The sequence below is a fragment of the uncultured Aquincola sp. genome (assembly GCF_964001545.1).
Classification (GTDB): Bacteria; Pseudomonadota; Gammaproteobacteria; order Burkholderiales; family Burkholderiaceae_C; genus Aquincola.
The window spans coordinates 1-4,657 of record NZ_CAXFDV010000622.1; the positions used below are offsets into that span (position 1 = coordinate 1).

Annotated in this window: 5 protein-coding genes; all 5 read left to right on the forward strand. The window is 69.1% G+C overall.

Annotation, left to right across the window (positions count from 1 at the left end):
• A partial coding sequence (locus ABNT58_RS21670; RefSeq protein ID WP_348755482.1) for a pectate lyase occupies positions 1 to 1,626 on the forward strand: 1,626 nt, incomplete at its 5' end.
• A 174-nt stretch (positions 1,627 to 1,800) separates the two neighbouring features.
• Complete coding sequence (locus ABNT58_RS21675) at positions 1,801 to 2,499, forward strand: FadR/GntR family transcriptional regulator (protein ID WP_348755485.1); 699 nt, start codon at positions 1,801 to 1,803, stop codon at positions 2,497 to 2,499.
• Positions 2,500 to 2,556: 57 nt separating this feature from the next.
• Positions 2,557 to 3,537: a tripartite tricarboxylate transporter substrate binding protein gene (locus tag ABNT58_RS21680; protein WP_348755483.1), complete on the forward strand. Its 981-nt coding sequence runs from the start codon at positions 2,557 to 2,559 to the stop codon at positions 3,535 to 3,537.
• Positions 3,538 to 3,558: 21 nt separating this feature from the next.
• Positions 3,559 to 4,350 (forward strand): aldolase/citrate lyase family protein, encoded by a 792-nt coding sequence (locus ABNT58_RS21685; protein WP_348755484.1) that lies wholly within the window; start codon positions 3,559 to 3,561, stop codon positions 4,348 to 4,350.
• Positions 4,351 to 4,381: 31 nt separating this feature from the next.
• A partial coding sequence (locus tag ABNT58_RS21690) for an NAD(P)-binding domain-containing protein (RefSeq protein ID WP_348755486.1) occupies positions 4,382 to 4,657 on the forward strand: 276 nt, incomplete at its 3' end.

Genomic DNA, 4,657 nt, shown 5'->3' on the forward strand with positions numbered 1-4,657 from the left:
GACCAGACCGTGTCGTACCGCGGCGGCTATGTGTGGCAGTACCTGCCCGACCTCAGCATCACCTGGGGCGAGATGGAGGCCAAGCGCAGCATGTGCTGGATCCAGCCGCCCGGCACGCCGACCGCCGGCCATGCGCTGCTGGACGCCTACCACGCCACCGGCGACGAGACCTTCTACACCGCCGCCGAGCGCACCGCGCTGGCGCTGGTGCAGGCCCAGCATCCCTCGGGCGGCTGGAACTACATCTACGACTTCGCGGGTGAAGACTCGCTGAGCCACTGGTACGACACCATCGGCGCCAACGGCTGGCGGCTGGAAGAGTTCCAGCACTACTACGGCAACGCCACCTTCGACGACGCCGGCACCGCGGTGTCGTCGCAGTTCATGCTGCGCATGTACCTCGAGAAGAAGGACCCGCGCTTCCAGGCCTCGGTCGACAAGGCCATCGGCTTCGTGCTGGCGGCGCAGTTCAGCGGCGGCGTGGCCGACGGCGGCTGGCCGCAGCGCTTTCCGGTGGCCAACGCCATCAGCAGCATGTCGCGGCCCAACCCGCAGCTGCTGCCGGCGGGCGCCACCCAGGGCATGGAAGACGGCGACTACACCCGCCACGTGACCTTCAACGACGACGTGGCCGGCGAAAACATCAAGTTCCTGCTGCTGTGCGTCAAGGGCCTGGGCCGCACCGAGCTGGTGGCGCCCAGCCAGCGCGCGATGGAGTGCCTGCGCCGGCTGCAGCAGCCCGGGCCGCAGGCCGGCTGGGGCCTGCAGCACCTGGCCACCGACCAGGGCGGCCGCCCGGCCGGCTCACCGGCCGGTGCCCGCAGCTACGAGCCGCGCGCCCTGGCCACGCACACCACGCAGACCAACATCCAGCAGCTGTTCAACTACTTCCGCATCACCGGCGACCGTAGCTACCTGGCGCGCGTGCCCGAGGCCATCGCCTGGCTGCAGACCTGCGCCCTCACCGCCCAGCAGATCGCCGACAACCCGCTGCTGAGCGGCCGCACGCACCCCACCTTCATCGAGCTGGGCACCAACGTCGGTCGCTTCGTGCACCGCTACGGCAGCAACATCCACAACGGTGCCTACTACGTCGACCACGACCACCGCAACACGCCCAGCCACTACTCGGCCGGCCGCAACATCAACATCGCCGGGCTGCAGCGCACCTACGACGAGTTGGCCGGCATGAGCGACGCGGCCGTGGCCGAGATGGCCGCCCGCTCACCGCTGAAGGTGACCACCGCCGGCGCGCTGCCCAAGTACTTCTCGCTGCGCGAGGTGGACTTCCCCGACCTGATGACCGGCGCGGTGATGACCAGCCCGACGGTGAGCGAAGCCGACGCCGCCAAGCTGGTGGCCGACCTGGGCAGCAAGAACCACTGGCTCACGCCGCTGGCCCAGGTGACCAACCCCTACCGTGGCGACGGCCCGGCCGCCGAATACGCCGGCACCGCCTACCGCAGCAAGCACGTGGGCGACATCTACGACACCTCGCCCTACGACCCGCAGGACCCGCCGCTGGTGGAGCCCTACGTCAAGAAAGACCGTCCGCTGGGCATCAACACGGCCGATTTCGTGGCCAACCTGGGCAAGTTGATCGCATTCGTGGCGCCGGTGAAGTAGGGTGCACGCACGGCCGACGGCGCTACGTAGAAACCAGCGTTGTCGGTTGTCGTACAACCAACCAGAATGCGCCCTGTGAAACCGACCTTGCCTTCGCCCCCTGCGGTCCCTCAACCGGTGGCTGCGGCCCTGCCTGCTGCCGATGGCGCGGTGGTGCGCCGCCGCCCCCGCACCCTGGCCCTGGAGCTGGTGGACGCGCTGGGCGAGCGCATCCGCGAAGGCCAGCTCAAGGTGGGCGACAAGCTGCCCACCGAGGCGGCCATCATGGGCGAGTTCGGCGTCAGCCGCACCGTGGTGCGCGAGGCGATTTCCAAGCTGCAGGCCTCGGGCCTGGTGGAAACGCGCCACGGCATCGGCACCTTCGTGCGCGGCGTGGGCGACGAGGCCGAGCCCTTCCGCATCGACCGCGAACAGCTGGGCACGCTGCGCGACGTGATCGCGCTGCTGGAGCTGCGCATCGGCATGGAAACCGAGGCCTGCGGCCTGGCCGCGCTGCGCCGCACGCCCGACAACCTGGCCGTGATGCGGCAGGCGCTGGACGCCTTTGCCAAGGCGCTGGAAGAAGACGGCGACACCGTGGGCCCCGACTTCCAGTTCCATGTGGAAATCGCGCGGGCCACGCAGAACACCCACTTCATCGGGCTGATGAACTACCTGGGCGCGATGATCATTCCGCGCGCCCGCCTCAACGGTGCCGACGTGATGGACGCCGAGCGCCGCGAATACCTGCGCCGCGTCAACGGCGAGCACGAAAGCATCTACGACGCCATCGTCCACCAGGACCCCGAAGGGGCCCGGGCCGCGATGCGCACCCACCTGGCCAACAGCCGCGAACGCCGACGCCGGGCCACGGCGCTGGCCGAGCGGGGCTAGGCACTTCCCCGTTAGCCAACCCAGGCGCGCCGCAGGGCCGCCGACCGGAGACCCGCGATGCAGTACACCACCCGACGCTTGCTCAAGGCCACGGCCGCCCTCGGCCTGCTGGCCGCCACCGGCCTGGCCGGCGCCCAGGCCGACACCTGGCCCAGCAAGCCGATCCGCATCGTGGTGCCCTACACCCCGGGTGGCTCGTCGGACATCATCGCCCGCATCATCAGCCAGCCGCTGCAGGAGGCGCTGAAGCAGACGGTGATCGTGGAAAACAAGCCGGGTGCCAACGGCAACACCGGCAGCGACATGGTGGCCAAGGCGCCGGCCGACGGCTACACACTGCTGATGTGCGACGTGGGCGCGCTGTCCATCAGCCCCTCGGTCTACACCAAGCTGCCCTTCAATCCTTCCAAGGACTTGAAGGGCGTGACCATGCTGGCCTATTCGCCCCACCTGCTGGTGGTGCATCCGTCGGTCAAGGCCAACAACCTGAAGGAGCTGGTGGCGCAGTCCAAGGCCGGCCCGATGGACTTCGCCATCACCGCCATCGGCAGCGCGCCGCACCTGGCCGGCGTGGCGGTGGAAAAGGCCACCCAGGCGAAGTGGCAGTACATCCCGTACAAGGGCGGCTCGCAGGCGCTGAGCGACACCGTCGCCGGCCAGACCCAGGTGGTGATGAACGGCATGCTGGCCACGCTGCCCTTCGTGCAGTCGGGCAAGCTCAAGGTGCTGGGCGTGAGCAAGGCCACCCGCGTGCCGCTGCTGCCCGACGTGCCCACCATCGCCGAGCAGGGCGTCAAGGGCTTCGAGTCGGGCACCTGGCAAGGCATCCTGGTGCCGGCCGGCACACCGCCCGCGGTGGTCGACAAGCTCAACGCCGAACTCACCCGCATCATCCGCTCGCCCGAAGTGCGCCAGCGCCTGACGGCCCAGGGCGCCGAGGTCTACACCATGACCCCGACCGAGTTCAGCAGCTTCTTCGAGCGCGAGCGCAAGCACTGGGCCACCGTGGTGGCGCAAGGCAACGTCAAGCTCGACTGACCACACCCCCCGGAGGGCGCGATGAGAGAAAACCGCTTGCGATCGTTGTGGGCCGAAGGCAAGGCCGCCGTCAACGGCTGGCTGGCCATTCCCAACAGCTTCTCGGCCGAGACCATGGCCCACCAGGGCTGGGACACGCTCACCATCGACCTGCAGCACGGCGTGGTGGACTACCAAGCCATGGTGGGCATGCTGCAGGCCATTTCCACCACGCCCACGGTGCCGGTGGTGCGTGTGCCCTGGCTGGAAGCCGGCATCCTGATGAAGACGCTGGACGCCGGCGCCTACGGCGTCATCTGCCCGATGATCAACAGCCGGCAGGACGCGCAGAACCTGGTGGCCTGGACCCACTATGCGCCGCGTGGCACCCGCAGCTTCGGCCCGGTGCGGGCGCTGCTGTACGGCGGCCCCGACTATGCCGACAAGGCCAACGACACCATCGTCACCTTCGCGATGATCGAAACCGCGCAGGCGCTGGACCACCTGGACGACATCCTGTCGGTGGAAGGCCTGGACGCCATCTACATCGGCCCCTCTGACCTGTCGCTGGCGCTGGGCTGCAAGCCGGTGTTCGACGACGTGGACCCGCTGGTGTCGCAGGCCATCGACCACATCCTGGCGCGAGCCAAGGCCCACGGGCTGCGGGCCGGCATCCACAACGGCCGCACCGATGTGGCGCTGGGCCGCATCGCCAAGGGCTTCGACTTCGTCACCGTCAGCTCCGACGCGCGGCTGATGGCCGCCGGCGCGCAGGAGACGCTGGCGCGCATGCGCGCCGGCAGCGCCTCGCCCAGCCAGACCGGCGGCTACTGACACGTTTCTTCATCCCATCCCACACCAAAGGATCATCGTCATGAAACTCGGATTCATCGGCCTGGGCATCATGGGCACGCCGATGGCGGGCCACCTGCGCGCGGCCGGCCATGAGCTGTACGTGCACACCCGCAGCAGCGTGCCGGCGGTGCTGGCCGAAGCCGGCGCCGTGGCCTGCGCCAATGCCACCGAAGTGGCGCAGAAGGCCGACATCGTCTTTTTGATGGTGCCCGACACGCCCGACGTGGAGAAGGTGCTGTTCGGCGAGGGCGGCGTCGCGGCCGGCTTGTCGAAGGGCAAGACCGTC

Bases quoted from the DNA above. Each gene is read 5' to 3' on its own strand.
- ABNT58_RS21680 (WP_348755483.1), top strand. From the start codon at position 2,557: ATGCAGTACACCACCCGACGCTTGCTCAAGGCCACGGCCGCCCTCGGC.
- ABNT58_RS21685 (WP_348755484.1), top strand. From the start codon at position 3,559: ATGAGAGAAAACCGCTTGCGATCGTTGTGGGCCGAAGGCAAGGCCGCC.